Origin of the sequence: Corallococcus carmarthensis (genome assembly GCF_003611695.1) — a bacterium.
Lineage (GTDB): Bacteria > Myxococcota > Myxococcia > Myxococcales > Myxococcaceae > Corallococcus > Corallococcus carmarthensis.
This window is the reverse complement of the sequence record NZ_RAWE01000018.1, coordinates 1-24,617: the sequence shown is the minus strand read 5'-3', so window position 1 is coordinate 24,617 and position 24,617 is coordinate 1. Positions and strand designations below refer to the sequence as shown.

General features: G+C 68.9%; 24 protein-coding genes. 13 read left to right on the top strand and 11 right to left on the bottom strand.

The genetic code is table 11. From position 1 onward, the window contains the following. Complete coding sequence (locus tag D7X32_RS07850; protein ID WP_014397342.1) at positions 1 to 183, bottom strand: ribbon-helix-helix domain-containing protein; 183 nt, start codon at positions 181 to 183, stop codon at positions 1 to 3. A 93-nt stretch (positions 184 to 276) separates the two neighbouring features. Between D7X32_RS07850 and D7X32_RS07845 the strand changes: the two genes are divergently transcribed. After that, entirely contained in the window at positions 277 to 876 is a 600-nt protein-coding gene (locus tag D7X32_RS07845; protein ID WP_120601926.1) for a CREC-EF hand family protein, read from the top strand. Positions 877 to 935: 59 nt separating this feature from the next. On the opposite strand, the gene D7X32_RS07840 is transcribed toward D7X32_RS07845, so the two are convergent. The 4 genes from D7X32_RS07840 to D7X32_RS07825 form a co-directional block, all read right to left on the bottom strand. Further along, positions 936 to 1,298, bottom strand: a complete 363-nt coding sequence (locus D7X32_RS07840; RefSeq protein WP_120601881.1) for a cupin domain-containing protein — start codon at positions 1,296 to 1,298, stop codon at positions 936 to 938. A gap of 27 nt (positions 1,299 to 1,325) precedes the next feature. Then, a complete protein-coding gene (locus tag D7X32_RS07835; protein ID WP_120601880.1) occupies positions 1,326 to 2,285 on the bottom strand; it encodes an SPOR domain-containing protein in 960 nt (319 codons plus the stop codon). Between the two features lie 205 nt (positions 2,286 to 2,490). Then, on the bottom strand, positions 2,491 to 3,537 hold the full coding sequence (gene mnmA, locus D7X32_RS07830) for a tRNA 2-thiouridine(34) synthase MnmA (RefSeq protein WP_120601879.1): 1,047 nt from the start codon (positions 3,535 to 3,537) through the stop codon (positions 2,491 to 2,493). A gap of 94 nt (positions 3,538 to 3,631) precedes the next feature. Next, a complete protein-coding gene (locus tag D7X32_RS07825; protein WP_120601878.1) occupies positions 3,632 to 4,897 on the bottom strand; it encodes a CCA tRNA nucleotidyltransferase in 1,266 nt (421 codons plus the stop codon). A 218-nt stretch (positions 4,898 to 5,115) separates the two neighbouring features. On the opposite strand from D7X32_RS07825, the gene D7X32_RS07820 reads away from it, so the two are divergent. Together D7X32_RS07820 and D7X32_RS07815 are read left to right on the top strand one after the other, a co-directional pair. Then, a complete protein-coding gene (locus tag D7X32_RS07820; protein WP_120601877.1) occupies positions 5,116 to 5,505 on the top strand; it encodes a hypothetical protein in 390 nt (129 codons plus the stop codon). Positions 5,506 to 5,607: 102 nt separating this feature from the next. Further along, positions 5,608 to 6,030 carry a DUF4326 domain-containing protein gene (locus D7X32_RS07815; RefSeq protein WP_120601876.1) on the top strand — a complete coding sequence of 141 codons (423 nt, stop codon included), beginning with the start codon at positions 5,608 to 5,610 and terminating at the stop codon, positions 6,028 to 6,030. Here D7X32_RS07815 and D7X32_RS07810 read toward each other — a convergent pair. After that, positions 6,024 to 7,070, bottom strand: coding sequence for an alpha/beta hydrolase (locus D7X32_RS07810; RefSeq protein WP_120601875.1), 1,047 nt, complete (start codon positions 7,068 to 7,070; stop codon positions 6,024 to 6,026). The two genes, D7X32_RS07815 and D7X32_RS07810, sit on opposite strands and share 7 nt — an antisense overlap. Positions 7,071 to 7,225: 155 nt before the next feature. Here D7X32_RS07810 and D7X32_RS45370 point away from each other — a divergent pair, with 155 nt between their 5' ends. From D7X32_RS45370 to D7X32_RS07795, 3 genes are all read left to right on the top strand, one after another. Further along, on the top strand, positions 7,226 to 8,545 hold the full coding sequence (locus D7X32_RS45370; protein WP_158625629.1) for a glycoside hydrolase family 16 protein: 1,320 nt from the start codon (positions 7,226 to 7,228) through the stop codon (positions 8,543 to 8,545). 118 nt (positions 8,546 to 8,663) lie between these two features. Then, positions 8,664 to 9,002 carry a hypothetical protein gene (locus D7X32_RS07800; RefSeq protein ID WP_120601874.1) on the top strand — a complete coding sequence of 113 codons (339 nt, stop codon included), beginning with the start codon at positions 8,664 to 8,666 and terminating at the stop codon, positions 9,000 to 9,002. Between the two features lie 259 nt (positions 9,003 to 9,261). Then, on the top strand, positions 9,262 to 10,581 hold the full coding sequence (locus D7X32_RS07795; RefSeq protein ID WP_158625628.1) for a Kelch repeat-containing protein: 1,320 nt from the start codon (positions 9,262 to 9,264) through the stop codon (positions 10,579 to 10,581). Positions 10,582 to 10,713: 132 nt separating this feature from the next. Here D7X32_RS07795 and D7X32_RS07790 read toward each other — a convergent pair whose 3' ends face one another. Further along, a complete protein-coding gene (locus D7X32_RS07790; protein WP_120601872.1) occupies positions 10,714 to 11,019 on the bottom strand; it encodes a hypothetical protein in 306 nt (101 codons plus the stop codon). Positions 11,020 to 11,442: 423 nt separating this feature from the next. Between D7X32_RS07790 and D7X32_RS07785 the strand changes: the two genes are divergently transcribed. Next, positions 11,443 to 12,432: an aldo/keto reductase gene (locus D7X32_RS07785; RefSeq protein WP_120601871.1), complete on the top strand. Its 990-nt coding sequence runs from the start codon at positions 11,443 to 11,445 to the stop codon at positions 12,430 to 12,432. A 17-nt stretch (positions 12,433 to 12,449) separates the two neighbouring features. Here D7X32_RS07785 and D7X32_RS07780 read toward each other — a convergent pair whose 3' ends face one another. Next, positions 12,450 to 13,355 (bottom strand): LysR family transcriptional regulator, encoded by a 906-nt coding sequence (locus D7X32_RS07780; protein ID WP_120601870.1) that lies wholly within the window; start codon positions 13,353 to 13,355, stop codon positions 12,450 to 12,452. Between the two features lie 145 nt (positions 13,356 to 13,500). On the opposite strand from D7X32_RS07780, the gene D7X32_RS07775 reads away from it, so the two are divergent. The 4 genes from D7X32_RS07775 (at position 13,501) to D7X32_RS07760 (ending at position 17,339) form a co-directional block, all read left to right on the top strand. Then, positions 13,501 to 14,544 (top strand): NAD(P)-dependent alcohol dehydrogenase, encoded by a 1,044-nt coding sequence (locus tag D7X32_RS07775; protein WP_120601869.1) that lies wholly within the window; start codon positions 13,501 to 13,503, stop codon positions 14,542 to 14,544. A 113-nt stretch (positions 14,545 to 14,657) separates the two neighbouring features. Then, entirely contained in the window at positions 14,658 to 15,290 is a 633-nt protein-coding gene (locus tag D7X32_RS07770; protein ID WP_120601924.1) for an NADPH-dependent F420 reductase, read from the top strand. A gap of 29 nt (positions 15,291 to 15,319) precedes the next feature. Next, a complete protein-coding gene (locus tag D7X32_RS07765) occupies positions 15,320 to 15,829 on the top strand; it encodes a (R)-mandelonitrile lyase (protein ID WP_167506452.1) in 510 nt (169 codons plus the stop codon). Between the two features lie 193 nt (positions 15,830 to 16,022). Continuing rightward, complete coding sequence (locus D7X32_RS07760; protein ID WP_120601868.1) at positions 16,023 to 17,339, top strand: hypothetical protein; 1,317 nt, start codon at positions 16,023 to 16,025, stop codon at positions 17,337 to 17,339. 34 nt (positions 17,340 to 17,373) lie between these two features. On the opposite strand, the gene D7X32_RS07755 is transcribed toward D7X32_RS07760, so the two are convergent. The 3 genes from D7X32_RS07755 to D7X32_RS07745 are packed head-to-tail and all read right to left on the bottom strand — an operon-like array spanning position 17,374 to position 21,795. After that, entirely contained in the window at positions 17,374 to 18,966 is a 1,593-nt protein-coding gene (locus D7X32_RS07755) for a DUF1501 domain-containing protein (RefSeq protein ID WP_120601867.1), read from the bottom strand. Between the two features lie 11 nt (positions 18,967 to 18,977). Next, positions 18,978 to 19,982, bottom strand: a complete 1,005-nt coding sequence (locus tag D7X32_RS07750) for a hypothetical protein (protein WP_120601866.1) — start codon at positions 19,980 to 19,982, stop codon at positions 18,978 to 18,980. A gap of 1 nt (position 19,983) precedes the next feature. Then, on the bottom strand, positions 19,984 to 21,795 hold the full coding sequence (locus tag D7X32_RS07745) for a hypothetical protein (protein WP_244238898.1): 1,812 nt from the start codon (positions 21,793 to 21,795) through the stop codon (positions 19,984 to 19,986). A gap of 359 nt (positions 21,796 to 22,154) precedes the next feature. Between D7X32_RS07745 and D7X32_RS07740 the strand changes: the two genes are divergently transcribed. Together D7X32_RS07740 and D7X32_RS07735 are read left to right on the top strand one after the other, a co-directional pair. Next, positions 22,155 to 23,303, top strand: coding sequence for a right-handed parallel beta-helix repeat-containing protein (locus tag D7X32_RS07740; protein WP_341868121.1), 1,149 nt, complete (start codon positions 22,155 to 22,157; stop codon positions 23,301 to 23,303). A gap of 137 nt (positions 23,304 to 23,440) precedes the next feature. Continuing rightward, positions 23,441 to 24,301 (top strand): OmpA/MotB family protein, encoded by an 861-nt coding sequence (locus tag D7X32_RS07735; RefSeq protein WP_120601864.1) that lies wholly within the window; start codon positions 23,441 to 23,443, stop codon positions 24,299 to 24,301. Positions 24,302 to 24,617 lie beyond the last annotated feature (316 nt).

Here is a 24,617-nt window from a genome sequence, read left to right as displayed (position 1 = left end):
TCAGGAGAGTTCGTCGAAGGTTGCCTGGCCCGGCAGCTGCGCTTTGTACTTCTCCAGCACCAGGTCGATGCCCTGCCGGATGTATTCGGCCACGGGCACCTTCGTCTTCTGGTTCAGCGCCTTGAGCAGTTCGTTCTGCTCCGGAGTGATGTAGATGGTGGTGCTGACTTTCTTTCGGGCCATGGCGATACGTGAAAATATATGGAATGACGTGGCCTGCGAAAGCACGGAGTGGAAGCGGCGCGAATAGGGCGCCCCACCTGCTTGGGAGGCACCTTGGCTTCTAGCAACCGTTTGATTTTCCTGGGCTTCCTTGCAGCAGGCGTGCTCTCCGGTTGCGCCTCCAAGAAGGCGGCGGAGACCCCTGACGCGGTGCGCAAGGGTCCGGAGGCGGAGGCCATCCGGGGGAAGCAGGACCCCGGGGAGACCGTCACGGAGCTGGACGCGAACGGCGACGGACGCACGGACGTCTGGGAGTACCGGCTGAAGGACGTGCTGGTGCGCAAGGAGCTGGATCTGAACTGGGACGGCCGCGTGGACGTCACCCAGTACCTGGATCCGCAGGGCGCGAAGGTCCGCGAGGTGATGGACCTGGACTACGACGGCAAGGTGGACGCCACGTACCACTACGCGGAAGGCAAGCGCACGAAGGGCGAGCGCGACCTGGACGGCGATGGCAAGGCGGACTCGTGGCTCTACTACGAGAACGACACGCTCGTGCGGAAGGAGCGCGACGCGAACCACGACGGCCGGGTGGACTACTGGGAGTACTGGGAGAACGGCCAGGTGGACCGCATTGGCGAGGACCTGGACGGCGACGGCACCGTGGACCAGTGGACCCGCAATCCGAACCCGGCGGCGAAGCCCAAGGAGTGACGCCGGGAGCCCGCGCCGGCGCACCTTCGGGGCGCGCCAGCGGGCGGTACGGCTCAAGACTACGGGGTGCTGGTGCCCGTGCGCCCGTAGGAGTCTTCCAGGCGGACCACGTCATCCAGCTCGGGGGTGCTGACCTCGAGGATGTCGCAGTCGGTGATGGCGACCATGCGGTGCTTGGTCAGCGGCTTGATGTGGTAGCTCTCACCGGGGTTCATCTCCTTCTCGATGAGACCCTGGCCCTCGTCCACGACGAAGAGGAGCTTGCCGCTCTGGACGTGGATGGTCTCGTCCTTGCGGTTGTGGAACTGGAGGCTCAGCTTGTGGCCCTGCTTCACGTGCAGGAGCTTTCCCACGTAGCGCTCCGTGTGCGCCCAGATGAGCTCGTGACCCCAGGGCTTCTCCACCCGCTTCGTCGTCGTCATGTTGCTTCGTCTCTTCCTTGCCCAGCGCTAGTTCGTGCCGGCCACGTACGCGTCGAGCTGGGTCTCGCGCTTGAAGTCCGTCAGGTACCGGCCCGCGGCTTCCTTGCTGGCGAAGCTGCCCATCCGGACGCGGTACCAGGTGCCCTTTCCGGGCACCTCCGCCGACAGGATATAGGGGGCATAGCCCTTATCGCGCAACCGCGCGGCGAAACGGTCGGCGTCCTGGCGGCTCTGGAAGGCAGAGAGCTGGAGCGTGAACGCCCCACCCTTCACGGCCTCGGACGGACGCGGCGGCTCCGCGGGCAGCGCCTGGGCCCGGGCGATGGCCTCCTTCATGCCCCCGTCACGCACGGCGGTGCGGGTGGCGACCGGCGTCTCCTCCACCTTTCCCTTCACCGGCTCCACCTTGGCGGGCTCCGGCTTCACGGGCTCGGGCTTCGCGGCGGCGACCTTGGCGGGCTCGGCGGGCTTCGGCTCCGGCTTCACGGGCTCGGGCTTCGCGACGGGCTTGCCGTTGGCGATGGCGTCCTCCTCGGCGGCGTCCATCGCGGGCAGCTCGCCCGTGTCGGGGTCCGGCGTGGGGGCCAGGGCGGCGGGCTTCGCGGCGACCTTGGCGGACTCCGCGGGCTTCGTCTCCGGCTTCACCTCGGGCTTCGCGGCGGCGGTGGCCTTGGGGGCCTCCGGCTTCGCGGCGGGCTTGGGCAGCGACGGCAGGGGCTCCGCGCCCGTCTTGCGGGTGAGCTCGTCCGGGAAGGTGAGCGGCGGCTCCTGGCGCGCGTCGTTGAGGACCTGCGCGTTGGCGTCCAGCGCGGAGAGCAGGTCCGGCGCGGCGGCGGTCTGCGCGTCGCCGGAGAGCTTCTTGCCCACCACCACGCCCAGCACGAACACGGCGCCCATCACGACGATGCCGGCGATCAAAAGGCTGACGATCTGCCGGTTGTCCAACGAGACGTCGAACTTCTCCTTCATCCGGTGGGCGTCACGCATGGCGGGGCAAACCTCGTCGCGCGCTCAGGCTGTGTAACGGCCTGTAGCGACAGCGTGCGCGCAAGCTACGCCCCACCCCCAGGCGGGTCAAATTCACGGAGGCAGCGGAACACCGACGCGCGCGAGGCCCAAAGTCAGGCCCCAGCGGCTCCGGCGATGCGCTGGCGACGGCTCCGGCACAGGACGCACGACGCGCCGGGTGGGATCAGACGATCCACCCACCGCCGAGCACGCGATCCCGGTCGTAGACCACCGCGGCCTGGCCCGGCGTGACGGCGCGCGCGGGCTCATCCAGCTTCACGGACACGAGCCCGTGCTGCGAGATGTGGATCCGTCCCGCGGCGCCCGCATGGCGGTGACGGATGCGGACCTCCACCGCCTGTTCGGGCGGAGGCGGCCCGTCCACCCAGTGAGGCTGGAGCAGGCCGAACTGCGCGCGGCCGGTGCCCTCCGCGGGGCCCACGACGACGCGGTTCGTCTCCGGCTCCAGGCGCTGCACGTAGCGCACCTCGCCACCACCCAGGTTGAGCCCCTTGCGCTGCCCCACGGTGAAGCGGTGGATGCCGTTGTGCGTGCCCAGCACCTTGCCGTCCGGATCCACGACCTCACCGGAGGGCTGGGGGCCGGCGACCTTCTCCACGAACCCGGCGTAGTCGCCGTCCGGCACGAAGCAGATCTCCATGCTCTCCGGCTTGTGGGTGGTGGGCAGCTGGTGGCGCTCGGCGACGGCGCGGACCTCCGCCTTGGTGAGGTGGCCCACCGGGAAGAGGACGTCCCTCAGCTCCTCCTGGCCCAGCGTGAAGAGGAAGTAGCTCTGGTCCTTGGCGGCATCCACGGCGCGGCGCAGGTGGAAGCGGCCGTCCACCTCCTCCACCTGGGCGTAGTGGCCGGTGGCGAGCCGGGCGCCCAGGGCGCGGGCGCGCTTGAGGAGGAAGTTGAACTTCACGTCCTTGTTGCAGCTCACGCACGGGATGGGCGTCTTGCCGCCCAGGTACGACTGGACGAACGGGTTGACGACGCGGTCCTGGAAGATCTCCTCGGCGTTGGCCACGTAGAACGGGATGCCCAGCGTCTGGGCCACCGCGCGGGCATCGTCGATGTCGTCCGGACTGCAGCAGCTTCCACACTTCGCGGCGCCCTCGTAGGACCAGACGCGCAGGGTGATGCCGATGACCTCGTGGCCCTGCTCCTTGAGCAGGGCGGCGGCGGCCGAGGAATCCACCCCACCGCTCATGGCAACGACGACTCGCATGGGGCTCCTTCCTACACGCCCCCGGGCCGGGACGCACGGCCCGAGGCGCTCCAGGCCCCCTCCCCTGCCCTCCGGCCGGGAGAAGGCCCCCGTTTCATGAACCGCGCGCCGCCCAGGCCGTGAGCCGGGAGCGGAGCTCGTCCGCGGTGTTGAGCGAAGGGTCGTCCAGCACGGTCTCCACCAGGTACCGGGTCGCCTCGCCCACCTTCGGCGAGGGGCCGATGCCCAGCCCCTTCATGATGTCGCCCCCGGTGAGCGCCAGCTCCTTCGCGGACAGGGGCGGCTTCGCGGCGGCCAGCGCCTCCAGCCGCGAGGCCAGCGCCTCCAGCGCGGGAACCTGCTCCGGGGCGCGGACCTGGACGCGGGCCCGGGCCACGGCGATGAGCGCGGGCAGGTTCGGAAGTCCCACACGGGCGAGCAGCCGACGCAGCGCGGGGTCCGTGTCGTCCACGCGCGTCTCCAGCTTCGCGTGCTCGACGAGCAGGCCGATGAGGTCGGCGGACTTGTTGGGGAACTTCAGGCGCAGGCACAGCTCACGCGCCTGCGTCGCGGTGTCGATGTCCGCGAGCAGCGTGGCCACGCGCAGATCCGCGTCCAGCGGCGCGGCCTGCACGGCGGCGCGGGCGAGCCGGGCTGTCTCCGCGTCCGCGCCAGCCACCTCCGGAAGGAAGACCTCCATCAGCCCCGTGTCCGCGAGCAGGTGGAGCCCCGTCTCCGCGCGGGGGGACAGGAGCAGCTTGAGGAGCTCCTCGCGCACGCGCTCCAGCGCGACCTTGCGGAACACGCTCAGGGTCGCGGGGATGGCGTCGCGGGTGGCGGGGTCCAGGGTGAAGCCCAGCACGGCGGCGAAGCGCACGGCGCGCAGGGGGCGCAGGCCGTCCTCGGAGAAGCGCTCCAGCGCGGAACCCACGCAGCGGATCAGCTGCGCGGGCAGGTCCACCTGGCCGCCGAACGGATCCACCAGCTCGCGGTCGAGCGGGTTGTACGCCATGGCGTTGATGGTGAAGTCGCGCCGGGACAGGTCCTTCACGATGTCGCGCTCGAAGGACACGGAGCTGGGGCGCCGTCCGTCCAGGTAGTCCCCTTCCGAACGGAACGTCGTCACCTCCACGTGGTTGCCCCCGGTGACGACCGTGACGGTGCCGTGCTGGATGCCGGTTGGGATGACCTTGCGGAAGGCGCGCTGCACCTCTTCCGGCAGCGCGCTGGTGGCGACATCGAAGTCCTTGGGGTGGACCTTGCGGACCATGTCCCGCACGCAGCCGCCCACCAGGTAGGTGGGGTGGCCCAGCTCGCGCAGGCGGGTGATGACTTCGAGCACGGGCTTCGGAATGTCGGCGTCGTGGAGGTTGGCGATCATGTCCGCGGGGGTGGGAGGAGGCGGGCGCGTACGTTGCCGCCTTCCGGCGGGCCTTGCCACTCCGGCCGCCTCCGTGAAGGCCGGCATACGACAAATGACGTATACATGGGCCAATGAAAGTCTTCAGGAAACTCCAGCCCACATACCCCGACAATCATTTCAACGCAGCACCTACCGCGGGCGGGGGCCACGGCCCACCGCCCTGAGCGAGGAAAACCATGTTCAAGGTCACCAGCAGCCACACGTTCCGGAACCCCTCCCGCCAGCAGATTGATTCGACGACGCAGGGCAAGACGAGCGACTACAGCCACGCGGTCAGCGGCGTGAACCAGATCCTCGACAAGAACAACCTCGGCATCTCCGACCGCTCCAAGAACAGCGTCATCGACAACGTCAACAAGGTGGAGAAGGGCCAGCGCAGCGAGGTCAACGCGCACCAGCGCGAGGCGCTGAACTTCGGCCGCGACGCCTTCGTGAGCTTCAGCAAGGGCCAGTTCAAGCAGGGCGCGGTGGAGGCGCTCGGCTCGGGGCTCAACGGCGCGGCCTCGGTGTTCAAGTCCACGTACACGCAGACGCCGAGCGAGAAGAAGGGCATCGACCCCTGGTGACCCCTGCCTGCTGACGGGGCCGGAGAGCACTCCTGAAGCGCTCCCCTTCCCTGCCATCACGCACGGCATGCGGCGGGTGCATCTGTTAACGATGCACCCGCCATGTCCGACTCCCGAACCACCGCGGTGCACGTCCACGACGCCTGTGATGTCTACGTGGGCCGGGCCTTCCGCGCCTGGGCGAAGCCAGGGCCGCTCAACCCCGTGCCGGGCCGCTTCGGCAACCCGTTCAAGCCCGGCGGGGTGAAGACCTGGAAGGCGATGATCCGCACGTACTTCGAGCCGTGGCTGGAGAAGCTTCCGGCGGACGAAGCCGCGAGGATCCGCGACGAGGCCCAGCGGCGCATGGCGCCCGGCCCGGACGCATTTGAATCCTTCCGCTGGTACCTGGAGCTGCGCACGAAGCACGACGCGGACTTCCTGCGCGACGTTAGGACGTTGCGCGGCAAGCGGTTGGGCTGCTGGTGCAAGCCGGGCCCGTGCCACGCGGACGTGCTGGCCGCGTGGCTGGATTCAGGTCAGTGACGGGCGCTCTCCCGCTCGCGGACCTGCGCGGGCTGGGGCGTGAGCGTCGCGTCCACCTGCCGCCGCGTGCCCAGCGCTTCCGACAGCGTGAGGCAGGCCTGGGCAATGGCATTGCGCGCGGCGAGTGAGTCCGCCAGCGGATCCAACATCACGAAGTCGTGGATCATCCCCTCGTATTGGATGGCCAGCGCCGGGACGCCCGCGTCCACGAGCCTGCGCGCGTAGGCCTGGCCTTCGTCGCGGAGCACGTCGCATTCGCCGTTGAGGATCAACGCCGGCGGCAGTCCTCGCAGCTGCGCATCGGTCGCGCGCAGGGGGCTGATGGTCGGCTCGGCGCGGACGGAGGAGTCCGGGGCGTAGTTGTCCCAGAACCACTGCATCCCGCTGCGCGTGAGGAAGTAGCCGTCCGCGTAGCGCTCGTAGGAGGCCGTGTCGAAGCGGGCATCCGTGACGGGATAGAACAGCACCTGCTGCAGGATGCGCGGGCCGCCGCGCTCCTTCGCCACCAGCGTGAGCGCCGCCGCCAGGTTCCCGCCCGCGCTGTCCCCTGCCACCGCGATGCGCTGTCCATCCAGGTCCGCTTCACCGCCGCTCTTCGCGATCCACTGGAGCACGGCGTCGGCCTGTTCGAGCTGCGCCGGGTACTGGCCTTCGGGAGCGGGCGAGTAGTTGACGAACACGACCGCGCACCGGCTCCCCACGGCCAGTTCGCGGATCAGCCGGTCGTGCGTGTCCTTGTCGCCCAGCACCCAGCCTCCGCCGTGGAGGTAGAGCACCACCGGGAGCTTTTCCGACGCGTCCGCGGGCCGCACGATGCGGACGGAGACCTGTCCGTCGGGGCCCACCGGCAGGACGCGGTCCTCGATACGGGCGGGTTTCTTCGCGCTCTTTCCCGACTGCACGCTCCGGAGCACGGCTCGCGCATCCGCGGGGGGCAGGGTTTCGAGCGCGGGCCCGCCCGCTTTCTTCAACTGCTCCAGGAAGGCACGGGCGTGGGGATCCAGTCCCGAGTCGGAAGGCTTCTTCGTGTCGGTGGGCATGGCGTCTCTCCTCTTCGGCCGAGGATGGCCACGCACGCCCGGAGTGGGAGACGCAGGCACACGGTGGGCTCGTCCGAAGGGCCCGTTTCGTCTGACAGGCCGCTCTCTGTTATTTATAGTTTCACTAGTATTTCCTGTTTTTCACGGAGAGTGCCATGAGTGAGTCCGCTGTCCTGCGCAGGCCGCGCTTCCGCACCGCCTGGGCGCTGTTGCTGGCCGTCCCGTTTGCGTCCGCTTGCAGTCCCGAGCCTGAAGCCGAAGCCCCGGTCCAGGCCTCCGCGTCGCTGGCCTCGGTGATCACCAACACGTCCTTCGAAACGAACACCAGTGGCTGGTCCAGCTGGCAGGGAACGCTGACGAGGGAGACGCGCACCGGAGCGCCCGACGGCCAATACGTCGCGCGCGTCACCGTCAGCGGTTCGGCGACGCTCTACTCGTTGGACGGCGCGCAGAGCGGCATTCCGAACGCGCCGCAGGGGCAGGCCTATACGGCGACGGCGTATGTCGCAGCGGGCAACTCCGGCACGGTGGGCAAGCCCGTCAGCCTCATCCTCCGGGAGAAGAACGCCTCCGGGACCACATACAAGCTCTTCACCGCGGACGCGACGCTGACCACCAGCTTCCAGCGGCTCACCGTAACAGGCACCGTGGAGCGCGTCGGTGACACGGTGGATGTCTATGTCCTCCAGAACCAGGCGACGTCAGGCAACGCCATCCTCGTGGACGCCATCACGTTGGAGCCCACTGGTGGCACGAGCCCATCGGGTGAACCGATGCCGGTGGGCGACCTCACGGGCTGGCGGCAGGTGTTCACCGACGACTTCACGAGCAACGTGCCCGTGGGCCAGTTCCCCGCGGCGGTGTCGTCGAAGTGGAGCGTGTACCTGGATGGCTGGAAGGACACGAGCAAGAACGGGACGTACTCGCCCTCGAAGGTCGTCAGCATCCAGAACGGCGTGTTGAACAAGTACCTGCACACCGAGAACGGTGTGCATATGGTCGCCGCGGTGCTGCCGAAGATTCCCGGAGCGAACGCATCGGGCGGGCTGCCCGCGGGGCGCTACGCGGTGCGCTTCCGGGCGGACGCGGTGCCTGGCTACAAGACGGCGTGGCTGCTCTGGCCGGACAGTGAAGTGTGGCCTCGCGACGGGGAGATCGACTTCCCGGAGGGCGACCTGGACGGCACCATCTCCGGGTTCATGCACCGGCAGAACGGGACGTCGGGCGGGGATCAGGACGCGGTCTCCACGAGCGCGCGCTACACGTCATGGCACACGGCCGTCCTCGAGTGGACCCCGGGACGGTGCCGGTTCATCCTCGATGGCGCGGTCATCCTGGACAAGACCAGCCGCGTGCCGAGCACGCCCATGCACTGGGTCCTCCAGACGGAGACGGACCTGAGCGGCACGCCGCCGAGCAACGCCGCAGCGGGCAACGTGCAGATCGACTGGGTCGCGGTCTGGGTGCCGAAGTAGCACGCGATGGATGCCGCCGGGCATCCCCCCCTCGGGGGATGTCCAGGCGCTCCGCACGGTGGGATGGAGTCGCGCGGGCCTGATCCACGGGCCCCTATTTCCTGACGGCGGAGTCACCATGTCGGTTCGCTACGATCCCAGCATCATCACGAAGCATGCCCAGGCGCTGTACGACCGCGCCTCCGGCATCATCTTCGCCTGGGGCGTTATCGGTTTCATCGCGGGCGCGGTGCTGGCGAAGGCCATGAACGCGCAAGGCCTCATCGTCGTGATCGGCGGCCTGGTGGTAGCGCTGATCGGCGTCATGTTCGGCCGGGGCCGGGCTTTCTCGCTCCAGCTCCAGGCTCAGGTGGCGATGTGCCAGGTCGCCATCGAAGCCAACACGCGGAGGGCCGCGGATGCCGTGACCGCCGGAGTGCCGCCTGTCGCCACCGAGCAGGTGAACCGCGCGGGTTAGCTGAAACGATGGCGCCGGATGAATCCCGATGAACCAGCTCAGTCCCGGTTTTTCCCGCCTGCTGAGACAAGCCCGGGTGTCTTGAGACACCTGATTTGTGTTCATGTTTCATGAAAGGAATCCAGACGTCGCATGCAATGGTCGCGAACCCATTTCCCGGGAGCCCCACATGCGCACCACTTGGATGTCCTTGGCCGTCGTTCCCCTCCTGTTGTGTTTCGCGTGCAGTCCCGAGAGCGAGTTACCCGAGGAGGACCTCGTGTCCTCCCAGTCGTCCGCGCTCGTCGTGTCCGGGGGTTCGCTGCTGTCCGCGCGCTATCAGCACACCGCCACGCTGCTCGGCAACGGCAAGGTGCTGGTGGCGGGCGGCGGGACGCCTTCGGGCTCGTACACCACCACGGAGCTGTATGACCCGGCCACGGCCACGTCCGTCGCAGGTCCGTCGATGCTCACCGCGCGCCGCGCTCACACCGCCACGCTGTTGCAGGACGGCACCGTGCTGGTCGTGGGCGGCATCAACTCGAGCGTGCTCGCTTCCGCCGAGCGCTACGACCCCGTCACGAACACCTGGAGCGCCGCCGCGCCCCTGCCCCGCATCAGCTATGGACACAGCGCCACGCTGCTCACGGACGGGCGCGTGCTGGTGGTGGGTGGCGTGAGCTACGTCACCTCGACCTACGTCTACACGCCGTCGACGAACACCTGGGCGGCCACGGGCTCGCTCAACGCCGGGATGATGGGACAGGCCGCGGTGCGGCTCGCGGACGGCCGCGTGCTGGTGGCGGGCGGTGGGAACAGCACGACGTCCTCCAGCAACCACGCGGAGATCTGGAGCCCCTCCACGGGGGCGTGGACCACGGTCGCGTCGATGAACACGGGCCGCAATGGCCACACCCTGCAGCTGCTCGCCAGCGGCCTGGCGCTGGTGACGGGCTACGCCACGGCGGCGGAGCTGTATGACCCGGCCGCCAACACCTGGACCAACACCGGCGCCACGGCCGTCCAGCACTTCACCGCGCCGTCGGTGACGCGGCCGGATGGCACCATCCTGATGGCCGGTGGCTCCTACAACACGATGCAGGTGGAGCTGTTCTCCCCCACGACCAACACCTGGAGCACGGTGGGAACGCTCGCCCAGTCCCGCGTGGAGCACCCCACGGTCGCGCTGGCGAATGGCCGCGTCCTGTTCCTCGGAGGGACGACCTACAACGCCCAGGGCAACATGCAGGCCCTGGCGAGCATCGAGGTCTTCGATGCGTCCGCCACGTGCACGCCGACGACGTGCGCGGCGCAGGGCAAGACCTGCGGGACGATCTCCAACGGCTGTGGAGGCACCCTCACCTGTGGCACCTGTGGCACCGGGCAGGCCTGCTCCGCCAACAACGTCTGTGTCGCCGCCTCCTGCACCCACAACGTCTGTACGTCCGGCACGTCGCTGAACAAGGATTGCAATTCCTGCACGTTCTCGGTGTGCAACCGCGACCCGTACTGCTGCACCACGTCCTGGGACAGCATCTGCGTCAGCGAGGCCAACTCCTGGTGTGTCATCACGCAGCCGGGCTGTGTCGTGAGTCAGTAGCAAGCACGTCCGGGTGGACCTTCGCCGTATCGGGTCCACCCGGATTTCCCGGCAGGGAAGCGGCTACGCTGCGCCGCGCATGAACAGCGAGGCCCGGGCACGACGCCGGGCCCCGCTGGAATTCAAGACCGCTCAGCTCTCGACGGCCGGGGTCTGCTCCGCGGCCGGATGGGCGGCGTCGCAGACCGGCGCGGTGTCCTCGGTCCGCTGGGCCTGCTGCGAGGAGACGGAGGCGGTCTCTTGCGAAGGCTGCGCGGCCTCGAAGCAATAGCCCCCGTCACCACACGTGGTGCGATGAGTCCCCTCGTAACAGGGAGCGTCGCAGTACCTATCGCTCTCGCAGACATCCCAGCACTGCGGCGGGTAGGCAAAGGCAGCGGCGGGAGCCACGGCGAAGACAGCGGCGACGGCCATCAGGGACTTCCTCAGCGCGTTCATCGACTCTCCTGGGGTGTGGGATGTGCCTGTGAAAAGCCAGGCACGCGCGGCAGCAGACGCCACCCCCAGGCCCCAAAGACAGACGCTCCGTGTCATCAATGCCACCGACTGAACACTTACACCGTACCCGGGTCCATATCGACGAAAGTCAAGGATGCCTGCATCCCCCCGGACAGCGCTCTTGAGTCGAGCGGCGATGAACTGGCGGCGACCCGTGCGGACTGCGCCACGGAGCGGACCGCCTGTCTCCGGCGCGTGAAGAACGGAGACCTGGAGGAAATCCAGGCGTGAGGGGATGGGCGCTCCGAGCGCCCTTTATTTTCAACGTGGGCTTAACAGGCCATTGGATTCCGGCCCCCTGGTCCGCCGTGGGCCCGGGCCGTATCTCCTTCGTGCGACGAAACCCACAAAGGAGACAGCACCATGCAGAAGCGCAAACTCGGAAACAGCAACCTGGAGGTCTCCGCCCTCGGGCTCGGCTGCATGGGGATGAGCCATGGCTTCGGTCCGCCGGCCGACAAGCGGGAGATGGTCTCCCTCATCCGGACGGCTGTCGACCGGGGCGTCACCTTCTTCGACACCGCCGAGGTCTACGGCCCCTTCACGAACGAGGAGCTCGTGGGTGAAGCCCTGTCCCCTGTTCGCGGGCAGGTGGTCATCGCCACGAAGTTCGGCTTCGGCTTCGACTCCGACGGGAAGCAGGCCGGGCTGAACAGCCGCCCCGAACACATCAAGCAGGTCGCCGAGGCTTCGCTCAAGCGGCTGAGGACCGACACAATCGACCTGTTCTACCAGCACCGGGTGGACCCGGAGGTGCCCATCGAGGACGTCGCGGGAGCGGTCAAGGAGCTGATCCAGCAAGGCAAGGTCCGGCACTTCGGCCTCTCCGAAGCGGGCGTGAAGACGATCCGCCGAGCGCACGCGGTCCAGCCGGTCACCGCCCTCCAGAGCGAGTACTCCCTGTGGTGGCGTGAACCCGAGCAGGAGATCCTCCCGACCCTCGAAGAGCTGGGCATCGGGTTCGTTCCGTTCAGCCCCCTGGGCAAGGGCTTCCTGACGGGCAAGCTGAACGACGCGTCCCAGTTCGAAAAGGGCGACATCCGCAACGTCCTGCCGCGCTTCACGCCGGAGGCACGCCAGGCGAACCAGGCCTTCGTGGACCTGATTGGCAGGGTCGCGGCACAGAAGAAGGTGACCCCGGCCCAGCTCGCGCTTGCCTGGGTCCTGGCGCGGAAGCCGTGGATCGTTCCCATCCCGGGCACCACGAAGCTGCACCGTCTGGACGAAAACCTCGGCTCGCTCCAGGTGGCGCTGACGCCTGATGAGCTCCGCGAGCTCACGGACGCGGCCTCGAAGCTCTCCGCGCAGGGAGAGCGCTACCCCGAGGCGATGCAGAAGATGATCAATCGCTGAGCGCAGCCGCGGTCACTTCACATCGCCTTCACGGCCAGCTCCCGCGCCGCTTCGACGAAGAGCCGCAGCGGCGCGGAGCGCTGTGCACGGCTGGGGTAGTAGAGGAAGAACCCGGGGACGGTGGGCGCGTAGGCCTCCAACACCCGCACGAGCCGCCCCGTGCGCAGCTGCTCGGCCACCATGGGTTCCATGGCGTACGCCAGTCCCAGCCCCTGCTCCGCCAGGGACACCGTCAGGTGGCTGTCATTGGAAACCACGCCGCCTCGCACTGGAACGCGCCAGTTCCTGCGGCCCCGCTCCAGCTCCCACGCGTAGAGCGTTCCGGAGGAGCGCATGCGGAACGTGATGCATTCGTGGCGCAGGAGGTCCTCTGGCCGCTGAGGTGTCCCCTGGCGTTCGAGATAGCCGGGCGCCCCCACCACCACGAAGCGGAACGCATCCGTGAGCCGCACCTGCACCATGTCGCGCTCGATGGCCTCGCTCAACCGCACGCCCGCGTCGTAGCCCTCCGCCACGATGTCCACGAAGCGCTCCTCGATGACGACCTCCACTTCGATGCGCGGGTGACGCTCGCGGAAGGTGGGCACCACCGGGGTGATGACGTAGGACATCGCCGCCCGAGGTACGGAAAGCCGGACCCGCCCCACCGTCTCTCCCGGCTGCGCGGAGACCTCACGGAGCGCGGCGACCGCTTGTCCGACCGCCGGGCCCGCCCCCTCCACGAGCCGCCTCCCTGCATCCGTCAGCGACACGCTGCGCGTGGTGCGGGTGAGCAGCACCACCCTCAGCTGCTCCTCCAGCTGCCGCACCGACTGGCTGACCGCGGCCGTGGAGACGCCGAGCTCGCGCGCCGCGCCGCTGAAGCTGCTCAGGCGCGCCACCGCGAGGAACACCTGGAGCTGGGGGAAGGGAGCCATGTTCATGCGTGGGAACCGCCTTCGGGCGCATTGTTAAGCGCTGGTTGAGAGCCTATTGGCGTCCTCGCGCGTAGTCATCCGCGGCGCTGACGCGTATCTCTCTTCGTGAACGGGGCCCAACACCCGCGCCCCCACGGAGACCCAAACCCCCATGCTCACTGTCAACGCCTACGCGGCCCCGTCCGCGACCGCGCCCCTCGCTCCCACGTCCATCCAGCGCCGGGACCTCGGGCCGCGCGACGTCCTCATCGAGATCAAGTTCTGTGGCATCTGCCACTCGGACATCCACACCGCCCGCGGTGAGTGGGGCGGGACGAACTACCCCATCGTCCCCGGCCACGAGATCGCCGGCATCGTCACCAGGGTCGGCGCCCAGGTCACGAAGCACGCCGTGGGAGACCGCGTCGGCGTCGGCTGCATGGTCGACTCCTGCGGCGACTGCGCGAACTGCCGCAAGGGGGAGGAGCAGCACTGCCTCAAGGGCATGATCCAGACCTACGGCGGCGCCGGGAGGGACGGCCAGCCCACCCAGGGCGGCTACTCCACCCACATCGTCGTGACCGAGGACTTCGTCCTCAAGATCCCCGAGGGCCTCTCGCTCGACGCCGCCGCGCCGCTCTTGTGCGCGGGCATCACGACCTACGCGCCGCTGCGCCACTGGGGCGCCGGTCCTGGCAAGAAGGTGGCCATCGTGGGCCTGGGCGGCCTAGGGCACATGGGCGTGAAGCTCGCGCGCGCGATGGGGGCGGAGGTCACCGTCCTGTCGCAGACGCTGAGCAAGAAGGAGGACGGCCTGCGCCTGGGCGCGCACCACTACCACGCGACCAAGGACCCGGAGACGTTCCGCAAGCTCGCGGGCACGTTCGACCTCATCGTGAACACGGTGAGCGCGAAGATCGACCTGGACGCGTACCTGTCGCTGCTGGCCCTGGACGGAGCCCTGGTCAACGTGGGCGCGCCGCCGGATCCGCTCTCCGTCAACGTGTTCTCGCTCATCATGACGCGCCGGTCGTTCGCGGGGTCGCTCATCGGCGGCATCCGCCAGACGCAGGAGATGTTGGACTTCTGCGCCCAGCACAAGCTCGGCGCCGACATCGAGGTCATCCCGGCCGGGAAGATCAACGAGGCCTATGAGCGCGTGCTCGCCTCCGACGTCCGCTACCGGTTCGTGATCGACGCCGCGACCCTGAAGTAACGCAGCCCGAAAGGCCCACCGACATGCCGCACTCCCGTCGTTTCGTCCTCGGGGCCTTCGCGGCCCTGGGCTCGCTCCCGGTCCTGGGACAGGTGAAGGAGAAGCGAAAGGCCATGCGAATCGGCGTCATCGGCGCGGGGTGGCTGGGCGGCACCGTCGGCCAGATCTGGGTCCGGGACGGGCACGAGGTGCTGTTCTCCTCCCGCCATCCGGATGAGCTCGTGTCCATGACCCGCCCGCTCGGTGCCCGCGCATCGGTGGGCACCCCGCGCGAGGCGGCCGCCTTCGGCTCCGTGGTGTTGATCGCCGTGCCCTATGGCGCGCTTCCGCAGATCGGACGCGACCTGAAGGAAGAGCTGCGCGGGAAGATCGTCCTCGATGCCTGCAATCCTCCCGCGGGCCGCGACGACGCCCTGGCGCGCGAGGCGCAGACACACGGCGTCGGCCCCACGTCAGCGAAGTACCTGCCCGGCACGCGGCTGGTCCGGGCCTTCAGCGCCGTCGACGCCACGGCCATTGAAGCTTCGGCCGGCAGTCAGAGCGGCAGGCTGGCGGTTCCGCTCGCCGGGGACGATGCGCAGGCTGTCCAGGTTGCCGCGCAACTGGTGCGCGATGCCGGCTGTGAACCGCTGGTGCTGGGCAACCTGTCGGAGGCCACCCGCTTCCAGCGAGGCAGCCCCGGCTTCAGGGCGAACACGACGATGCCGGAGCTGCGTCGCAAGCTGGGCCTGCCCGCCGAGCCCTGACGTATCACCGCATCCAAGGAGGAATGGGAATGAGACTGCTCGCCGTGACTGCGTTTTCGTTTTCCCTGCTCACCTCGGCGTTCGCCCAGACACACGACGGTGGCAGCTCCGCCGCTTCGCGCGAGCAGGCCCAAGGCTTGAGCATCACGCGCGGCGGCTCGCAGCCCTCCAGAAAGGGGCCCGCCGAGAACTTCACGGGCTCCGTCCGCGTCGATCCGCTGTTCCAGGCGAACGCGCCCGCTCGCACCGCTGGCGCCTACGTCACGTTCGAGCCCGGGGCCCGCTCCGCCTGGCACAGCCATCCCCTGGGCCAGACGCTGATCGTGACGGCGGGCTCCGGCCGCGTCCAGCGCTGGGGCGGCCCCGTCCAGGAGATCCGGCAGGGCGACGTCATCTGGACGCCTCCCGGTCAGAAGCACTGGCATGGTGCTTCACCCACCACCGCGATGACCCACCTCGCCATCCAGGAACAGCTCGACGGCAAGGCCGTGGAGTGGATGGAGAAGGTCAGCGATGCCCAGTACGGCAGCCTGCCGTAGGCACCTCACGTCACTCCCAAAGGCGAAGGGGGCTCCCGCATCCTGACGGCAGTTGAGAGTGTCAGGAGTGGGGGCGACCGCCGAAGGAGAAGGCCTGAACAAGCCAGCCCCGCGCACGTGGGCTCGCCGGGTCGACAGGGAAAGGTGAAACGGCCATGGGGAATGCGAAAGGACTCAATGAGGAGGTGAGGCCATGGATCTCGATGCATCGATGATCCCCGCCCACCTGCCCATCCAGGTGCCACCGGGATGGAGCTCGCGGGAAGAGGACGGCGCGCGGCTCCTCGCACCCGGGGACGTCGGCGAAGGAAAGACCTACGCCGTCCTGGTCCCCGAGCTCCAGAAGCAGGTCGGCTCACTCGCCGCGCTGGTCGAGACGGCGGAGACGCTCATCGCGGCGACCGGGACGTTCACACCGCTCAGCAGCCCGGCGCGCGGCCACAACGATCACGGCTGGGAGTACGCGCTCGTCATCGGCTCGCTGGAGACGGACGGCAAGGCGCTGCTGGCGCAGGCGACCGGGATGAAGAAGGGCGACGAGGAGGGCATCGTCCTCGTCCTCGCCGATACCGCCGAAACCATGGAGAGATACTCGGAACCGCTCCGCACGCTGCTGCAGGGCGTGGGTGCCTCCCCGACCGCTCCCGCGCCTGGCCCGGATGTCGATCTCCGCTATCGCGTGCCCGCGGGATGGACCGCCACGCGTATCGAGAGCGGCATGCTCCTCGAGCGGAGCAAGAACGAGGAGTACCAGAAGTACCTCTTCCGGCTCGTCATCCTCCCGAGCGAGCCACTCCACGACAGCCTGAAGAAGACCTATCTCGCGAAGTGGGCGGAGTTCACCAAGCCGGTGTTCGAGACCGAGCTCACACCGCTACCTCTCATGCACCGACTGAAATCGGGCACCGCGATCGCGTACGACATGGATTCGCGCGCGAAGACCCAGAACGGCCAGGGGGTCAACGCCGGGCTCTACCTCCTGGCCCGCGGGAAACGCGTGGTTCCAATCGGCGTCGTCCTCTTCGGGTCGGAGCTCGGCAGCGACCGGCTGGAGGCCGACATCACGGCCCTCTTGGAGTCCGCCGAGATCCCAGGCGCAGGATCGGAGAAGACGGCAATCTATTCTCCTGACGACCTTCTTGGAGAGTGGAGCAGGTCGTCAGCCTCGCTGGCCTCGTACGTGACCGCCTCGGGCGCCTATGGGGGCGATGCCTCGATCGCCATCGCCGCCAGCCTGGTGCTGAACGCCGATCGGTCCTTCAGCAGGGCGTTCACAGGACTGTCGAGTTCGACCACGATCCAGCAGAACGACTCCGGCACCTGGAAACTCGAGGACACGCTCCTGGTTCTGACCGGCCAGGAGCGGAAAGAGAAATGGGTCCTCGGCGTGGGTGAGGACCCCAGACTGGGGGCCTTCCTCGTCCTCTCTCACGGGGAGATCGCGATGAAACAGCGGTACTCCGATCCGCGAGGGGACTTCCAGGGGGAGTGGTTCAAGCGGAAAGCCTGACCGACCCGGGGTGAGGCCTGCCCCCAAGCCGCGCTCACCCCTTCACGACGCCGTCGAAGACGCCGTAGCCACCGGGGATGAAGTAGTCCTTCCCCGGCTCCAGGCCGAAGGCGCTCATCACCGTCGCCGCGATGTCCTGCGACCGTGGGGCGCGCGTCACGTGGCTTCCGTCCTCCTCCACCAGCGCCACTGGAGATCCCATGGGCGAGCCGCTCATCGTCTCGTCGTACCCACCGAGCATCTGGTTGCCCTGGATGCCGCCGCCCACCAGCAGGGCGCACGTCGCCGGGTGGTGGTCGCTGCCCTGCTTCGGGAAGGTCCTCCCGAAGTCGCTGTAGACGTAGACGAGCGTCTCATCCAGCAGTGAGCGGGACGGGTCGGACTTGCTCGGGGTGAGGCTCATCTCGATGCACATCTGCCCCACCATCTCCAGCGCGATGCGCAGGTGGTTGGTGTGCATCTGGACGCCGTTCGCGCTGTGGGTGTCGAACGAGTTGTTGTTGAAGCTCGTGGCCCTCAGGTTCACCGACGTCACCAGGTCCGACTTCAGCAGCTGCAACGCGAACTCATACGACCCCATTGACGGGCCCGTGCCGCAGGCGTCCGCGTAGCCAATGCATGCCGTCCAGTCCACCGGGTAGCGCGGGTCGTTCTTGAGCTTCTCCCACGTGGGCGTATTGGCCAGCACCGACAGGATGTCGCGGCGGATCGTCCGGCTCGCGCCCTTGTAGGTGTCATAGAGCTGTTCGAGCATCGCGTCGGTGCCGCTCGAGGAGATGCCCCGCTCCGCGCGAAGGGCCTTCATGAGCGCCGCGTCCACCGCCGTCGCCGGCACCGTCCCCGGAAGCGCTGAACCGTTGAAGGCCACGTCCGGCACGTCGCCGCGGGCGCGCAGCCCGTTCCAGGCGCTGCCTCGCTTGTCGGACAGCGTCGGTTCCACCGACGACGCGGAGCGCAGCACCGTCGGGTTCGCCAGCGCGGGCAGCCCGAACGCGTTCGGGAGCTCACCGCCCAGGCTGACGTTGGGGATGGGCCGGTCCGGGAAGCGCTGGGCCATGGCGTTCGCGATGACGGCCTGCACCGCCGGGGCCCGGAAGCTCGCGCCCGCCACGCCGCACATGCTGGCGACGATGCCGCTCGTGTGCGCCGCGGTGTTCTGGTCCGCGCCCACGAGCAGCGTGGCCTTGTCGTAGAGCTTGTACGTGGGGTCCGCCCACGCATAGCCCCACGGACGGTAGAACTGCTGGTTGTTCACGACGGGGTTCGCGCCCCGCGTGTCCGAGGGGTTCGCCCAGTTCCAGTAGATGGGCCCCCGCAGCTTGCGCACGGGCCCCGGCGCATCCAGGTCCACCGGCGAGCGGTCGAAGTTCTCCACCTGCCCGGGCGCGTAGCCGAACGGGATGATGCCGCCCTGCGCCGGGGGGATGTACGCGTTGATGCCGGCGCGGGACAGCGGGGAGAAGAAGCTCTCCCAGTGCAGACCTCCATCCAGCCAGATGCCCAGGAGCTTCGTGGGCCGTCCCGGCGCTGGCGCGGCCGAGGCCGTGGACAGCCCGAAGCGCGCCATGAGTCCCAGTTGCGTGGCACCAAGGGCCAGCTCGAACAGCTTGCGACGCGAGAGCTTCATGGGGTGCCCCTTCAGTAGAAGATCCAGTGCGGGTGACGGATGAAGTACGAGCACACGCCCACGTAGGCGGGCTCGGTGTCCGTCAGTGTCGAGAGCGGCACGAAGACGTCCGCGTAGAGCGCGTCCACCTGCGCGTCGGTGAGGCGCTCGCCCAGGAAGTGCAGCGACCAGCGGCGCAGCGTGGCCTTCACGTCCACGGCGTCGGCGGTGCGCCGCGAGCCCGCCGGGAAGAGCGCCACGTTGCCCGTCTTGGCCAGGGCCAGGCGGCACCAGCGCTGCGACACCTGCGTCAGCGTGAGCGCGAACGTCGGGGAAGCGGTCCGGTCCTGCGCCGTCTGGTTCAGCACCGAGCCTCCACCCAGGCCGTAGAAGCGCTCGGCCGTGGTGATCTGCCGGGGGGCCGGTACCGCGTCCGGAGGCTGCATCGGGTAGGCGTCGTCACCCCGGGCCTCCGCCATCGGGATCCCGAACTCCGTCGCGGAGATGAAGAAGTCGTCATGCGTGAGGCCCAGCTGCTGGTACAGCGCCCGCTGCACCTGGGTCGCGTTCATGCGGGTGATGCGCGCCGCGGCGGGGTCGGGGCGCGCGTCGCGCTGCTGCGTGGAGAGGCCCTGGATCCACGCGCGGACATCCGCGATGGGCAGCGTCGCCGTGCCCTCGGAGACGAGCTGGGCGTAGGACTTCTCGCCAATGGGCATCTGCTTGAACGCGGCGCTGCCCCGGCCCTCCAGGAGGCGGACGAGCTCGCTGTCATCGGGGCTGCCCGCCTTCACCAGCCGGGGGGCGGAGACGAGCAGGCTCTGGAACGCGTCCACCGACGCGAAGTACCCGCGCGCGCCCTGCGAGTGACAGCCCTCACAGTGGGGCTTGAGGCCCTGCATGATGCGCACGGTTTCGGAGCTGGCCGGGGTGCCACATGCATTCTGGGCCTGCGTGGAGGGGACGGACGTGGAGCCGTCCCTGCCGCACGCGAGCGCCACGGGAAGCACGAGCAGGAGGAGTGCGAAGCGGTTCATGTCAGCGCCCCCGCTGGAAGAGGTTGGACTGCGTGAGGGATTTGACGAACGGGCGGACCTTGCGGCCTCCCGCGACGAAGCGCTCCACCTGCGCGTCCAGGTAGCCCGCCTCGCGCGCCGGGTCGATGTCCCGCCCCAGCACCTGCGCGTGGAGGTGCCGCACCACGCAGCGATCAAACGCCCCCGCCGCGACGATGATCTTCGCGAAGCCGAGCGGCCCGACCGTCCCGTCCCCCACCTGCCCCAACAACGTCTGTTCTGGCGGGAGGAAGTCCAGGAAGACGGCCTCGGGGTTCGCCTGCGCCTGGGCCTCGGTGACGGGCGTGAGCTTCGTGTCGGCCATGTACCAGCGGTTCCAGTGGCTGAACGGATCCCCTCCGTAGGGGTACTCGCCCTTGCGCCACTGCACGGGCCAATGCCAGGCGGTGCCCACGCCCGGCATCAGGTACTTCGCGCCATAGCCCTCGAACGCGGAGCCCTGCTTCGCGAAGCGTTTGAAGTGGATGGCCGCGGGGTCCAGCCGGGTGTGGCAGTGCTGGCACGGCCCCTCCGTGCCCGGGTCGCGGCGGTACTCGTTGAACTTCTGTCCCAGGGGCGGCGCGAGGACTTCACACGCCAGCGTCTCCAGCGCCCGGGCACCGCGCACGCGTTCGCGCGGGTAGCCCGCGAGGAACCCGATGCTGGTGAGCATGCCCGCGGCGGGAATCCCCCGGGAGGGAGTGACCTGCGTGCGGGGGTCGTAGTGGTAGTCGCGGTCCGCGAGGAGGAAGGGATTGCGCGTGGGGACCTGATACTCGCGCCACGCGAGCGGATCCCCCTGCGCGTGATCCGGATCCACAGGCGCACCGGAGAAGCGCGACGGCCGCCACCAGGAGTCGTCGTCGAGCAGGCCCGTCGCTCCGCCCGCCAGGCCCTGCATCACGTACGCGGCCTGGAGCCGGGTGGGCGCCACGGAGTAGGTGCCGAGGATGAGGTCCGTCACCGGCCGGTCGTGCCACGCGAGGTGGGCGAAGAGGCGCGCGGGCTCCTCGGCGACGAGCCGCCGCTGGGCCTGCTCGTGGTAGTGCAGGTAGTCCTCCCAGCCGGCGTACTGCTGGAAGTCGGCGTGGCAGCGCACGGCGTTGGGGCCACAGCCGCAGGTGCCCTCCGGGCCGGCGGTGGCGCAGGTGATGGGCACGGGGTTGCCATTGACGTACGTGATGCCGGTGGCGGCGGTGTTGGCCGCGGCGCCCACCAGCGTCACCGTCGTGCCGGGGGCCCACCACGGCTCCAGGGCGAGTTCCTCGACCGGTGTGCCATCCCCCTTCACGCCGTCGCAGGCGGTGTTCTCGCCGCGGAAATACTTCCACGCGCCCGCCTTGGCCGTGCCCGCGGGGCAGCGCTGGATGGACCGCTGCTGCTGAACGCCATACTCCGGCGCGTCGGCGGTGCGAGCGACGGGCGGGATGTTGAACCAGTCACGCGCCTGCTCGAACATCGTCCGGTAGAACGCGGGCTGCCCGAGCGACTGGTCGACGAAGTGCTCGACGAAGGCCCGCTGCGCGGCGTCGTCGCCCGCGGCTTCGAGCGCGGCGAACTCCTCGTCGGTCGGAGGCGTCCCGCGCAGCGCGAGCGCCGCCCGCCGCAGCAGCCGGCTGGGGGCGAGCATGTCGTTCTTCTCGCCCGCGTCAGGGTCACCCGAAGGCGCGGGGTCTTCACAGCCGGCGTCCGGCGAGCCCGACGGATCCACGTCATCATCGGACGTCCCGCCCACCACACCCGTGCAGGCCGTCCATACGACGAGTAACAGCGCCCACCCGACGGAGCGTCGCAAGGTGCCGGGAGCCATCGAGTTGCGCGGGATCATTCGCCGCCGCAAGGCAATGCGTGTGCCAGGAACTCAACAGTGCCGCGACGCAATCCCTCCCTCGGGACGAGCGCACGCCGCCCTGGGAACGCCCGTCACTGGCGACGGATCTCCCCCACACAGTGAGGCCCGTTCCCCCCACCCTTTCGCGAGGATCCCATTCACGTCATCCTTCCGCGCCGTCACGCTGTCGCCGTCAGGGCTGCGCACAGACACCGCTGGGGGGGAAGCCGCGAACAGCACCGTGAATAGCCTCTCCACCGGTGGCCGGATGTCTCCGGCCCGGGGGAGGCAGCATGAAGCAAACACGCGGACTCGCCGTTGCCGTGGCTGTGATCACCTTGCTCACGGGAGCGCCCGACGTCCAGGCACGTGGCACGGTTCCTTCTGACGCGGATGCGAAGGTGACGTTCGCCAGCGGCGCGGCCGTCCGGTGCGGTGACACCCTCACCGAGCACACGCGCCTGACGCACGATCTCAGCTGCCCCAGCTCGGCTCCCTTCGCGCTCCGGCTCGACGGCGAAGGCATCGTCCTGGACCTGGGCGGATACACCATCCGCCGCACCGGCCCGGAGAACGAGGACTCGCAGGGCATCGTGGTCGACAACGGCAGGATGGTACGCAATGGCACGGTCCAGGGGTTCGGCAGGGGCATCATCACCTCCTCGTTCTCGAACGCGCGGAACCTGCGGCTGCATGAGCTGGCGATCCTCGACAACCACAGTGCCATCTACAGTCAGTCGGAGACGAACTTCCTCATCACCCAATGCCGCCTGAGCGGAAATGCCTGGGGGCTGAGCAGCGAGTTCTCTGCGTCCACGGGACTCTTCGACGTGAGGAACTCGATCTTCACGCACAACGGGACCGCGATGGCCGCGGACTTCCATCACATCGACGTGATCGACTCCACCTTCACGTCCAATGGAATCGTCATCAATTGCTTCGGGGGTTCCTTCCGCATCCGTGAGAGCACGCTCGCGTGGAACGACGCGGTGGGCAGGATGCAGCTCGACTTCGGCGGCCCGTATACCTGCACTGAGATGCGGTTCGAGAACTCACTCCTCGCGAACAACGCCGCGTTCGCTCCCGCCATCCGGCCGGTCTGGGAAACGGTCCGGCTCGTGATGATCGACACGCTGGCCATCAGCAATGGCCTGGGTCTCCAGGTCGCGGCCGAGACGGTCTACCTGGATGGCAACACCTTCCATGACAACGCAGGCGGCCTGACGCTGTCCGACCTGGCCACTGCCGAGCCCGTCCCGCTCACCGGCATCGTCCGGGGCAACCAGTTCCTGCGCAATGACGGTGACGGGCTCCGGGTCACGCCGCCCAGCACGCCCACGGTGCTCGACAACGTCGCCCTGGGCAACACGGGCTTCGGCATCTACGCGCCCACCGCCTTCGACGGAGGCGGGAACGTCGCGCGAGACAACGCCGCTGGCGGCTGCGTCGGGGTCATCTGCTCCCCGTACTGAGGACTGGCGGCCCACAACGGCTGCCCCGGCTGGAACAATGCACCTCCAGACACCTCCACGTACCCGGGTCGCCTTGAGGCGCACCCGGGGCCTTTCACTAGCGTGGCCTCCGTCCATTCCACCCTGGAGGTCGCGACATGGAAACGGAACGCGGAAGGGCCTGGGTCCCCTGGCTGGTGACAGCGTTGGTGGCGGTGCTCGCGGGTCTGGTGCTCTTCTTGTCGCATCGCAGCACCGCCCGCGCGGACGCGGAGGCGGCCGTGGCAGCGGCCCGGGCCAGCGACGCGGAGGCAGCGAAGCAGCAGCTCGAAGCGAAGCTGGCCGCGCTGGAGGCGGAGCGCGCGAAGCTGTCCACGGAGAAGGAGCAGCTCAGCACCGAGAAGGAGCAGCTCAGCCAGACGGTGCAGGAGCAGGAGGCGGAGCTGGCGCGGCTCAAGGCCACCTACGAGGACCTCCAGGACAAGCTGAAGAAGGAGATCGCCGAGGGCGCCATCCGCCTGTCGCAGGACGGGGGCCGCCTCCAGGTGGACCTGGTGGACAAGGTCCTCTTCGATTCGGGCGACGCCAGCATCAGCGCGCGCGGACAGGAGGTCCTCACCCGGCTGGGCGGCGTGCTGTCCAAGGTGGATGACAAGCTCATCCAGGTGTCGGGCCACACCGACGACTCGCCGCCCACGCAGAAGCTCCAGGCCACCTTCCCCACCAACTGGGAGCTGTCCGTCGCGCGCGCCGTCAACGTGGTGCGCTTCCTCCAGGACAAGGGCGGTGTGCCCGCGAAGCGCATGCTCGCGGCCGGCTACGGAGACACGCGGCCCCTGGGGGCCAATGCCTCGCCGCAGGGTCGCGCCCGCAACCGCCGCATCGAGCTGTTGTTGATCCCGGAGCTGGCCGCCAAGCGGAACCCCGCCCTCGCGAAGGCGACCCCCGTGAAGGGGACTCCCGCGAAGGCATCCGCCGTGAAGCCCGCTGTCGGGAAGAAGCCCCAGGCCGGCCGGTAGGCGCCAGCCCGCCGGACACGAAACCTGTCCGACAGCCGGACAGGGGGTGCCTTCCATTCGTCCGCGGCGCCGGGGTCCAGGACGTCGGAGCCCTCTGACAGCGCACGCTGCCGGTGCGCGATGACCGGCAGGGACAACCGGCCCGCGTTGCGCAGCAGATCGTGGAGGAACAGGAGGGTCGTTGTCCGGCCACCTCCGCCACTCTCCCAAGGCCGGGGACACGCGCTTGCCGGGGGACTGCCGGGGTGGGAATGCTTGCGCCGTCCTCTTCCCCGGTGCCCTCCCGCATGTCCCCTCCCCGTCCGCTGCTCCGCCT